The 1,219-nt window shown below is 59.0% G+C and carries 1 protein-coding gene; it reads left to right on the top strand.

Translation table 11 applies throughout. The annotated features are described in order from the left end of the window. Window positions 1–59: 59 nt before the first annotated feature. Window positions 60–1,201, top strand: a protein-coding gene (locus U1701_RS18640; protein ID WP_332784051.1) for an IS3 family transposase whose coding sequence is annotated in 2 segments (ribosomal slippage) — window positions 60–300 and window positions 300–1,201 — 1,143 coding nt in all. Because the reading frame shifts where the segments join, the coding sequence is not laid out codon by codon here. Window positions 1,202–1,219 lie beyond the last annotated feature (18 nt).

Raw genomic sequence — 1,219 nt, forward strand, 5'->3', positions numbered from 1 at the left:
TGAATAGCCCCTAGATTTCTGGACGCCTTCAATCCTAATTTTGAGAACAGGAGGCGACGATGGGGAAGCCCAATTTCAGCGATGAGTTCAAGCGTGACGCGGTGGTGCAGATCACAGAGCGGGGTTACCCGGTAGCGGAGGTTTCGCAGCGCCTCGGCGTCAGCCCGCACTCGCTGTATGCGTGGAAGAAGCAGTTTGCGAAAGTGGCATCTGGCGATGCCACTAAGGACGCCGAGATCCGCCAGTTGAAGCGCGAGCTGGCTCGGGTGATCGAGGAGCGCGACATCTTAAAAAAAGCCACCGCGTATTTCGCCAGGGATGCCAAGTGAAATACGCCTTTGTCGCGGAGCATCAGAACCAGTTTGGCGTCCGCGCGATGTGCCGGTGCCTGACGATCCAGCCCAGCGGTTTCTATGCCTGGCGCAAAGCGCCGCTGAGCCGTCGAGCGCAACAAGATGTTCGGCAGATTGCATTGATCCGGCAGGCCTGGAGCGACAGCGGCAAGGTCTATGGGTATCGCAAGCTGCACGACGATCTGCTCGATCAGGGCGAGACCTGTTGTCCCAATCGCGTTGCCCGCCTCACCAACCTGGCAGGAATCAAGGCACAGATCGGCTATAAGCGGCGTCCAGGCAGTTCAGGAGGAAAGCCTTCGGCCGTTGCCGCCAACACGTTGGATCGCCAGTTCGACGTGCCGCAGGCTAATCGCGCCTGGGTGACGGACATCACTTATATCCGCACGATGGAAGGCTTCGCCTATCTGGCGGTCGTGCTCGACCTCTACTCCCGTCGCGTGGTGGGCTGGTCGCTGCAAAGCCGTCAGACAACCGATGTGGTTTTGGAGGCCCTGCACATGGCTGTCTGGCGGCGTAAGCCGAAGAACCGCGTGCTGATCCATTCGGATCAGGGTTCGCAGTTCACCAGTATGGACTGGTCTGCCTTCACCCGGGCTCACAATCTGGAGCACTCCATGAGCCGGCGGGGAAACTGCCACGATAACGCCGTCGCCGAGAGCTTCTTCAATCTCCTCAAGCGTGAGCGCATCCGGCGACGCACCTATAAAACGCGCGAAGAAGCCCGGCAGGACGTGTTCGATTACATCGAGATGTTCTACAACCCGATCCGCAAGCATGTCAGGAACGGGATGCTGTCGCCCGTCGAGTTCGAACGGCAGCAGGCTTTGATGGCTCAAGGCGTCTAGAAATCTAGGGGCTATTCA

Origin of the sequence: Sphingomonas rhamnosi (assembly GCF_036663615.1) — a bacterium.
Classification (GTDB): domain Bacteria; phylum Pseudomonadota; class Alphaproteobacteria; order Sphingomonadales; family Sphingomonadaceae; genus Sphingomonas.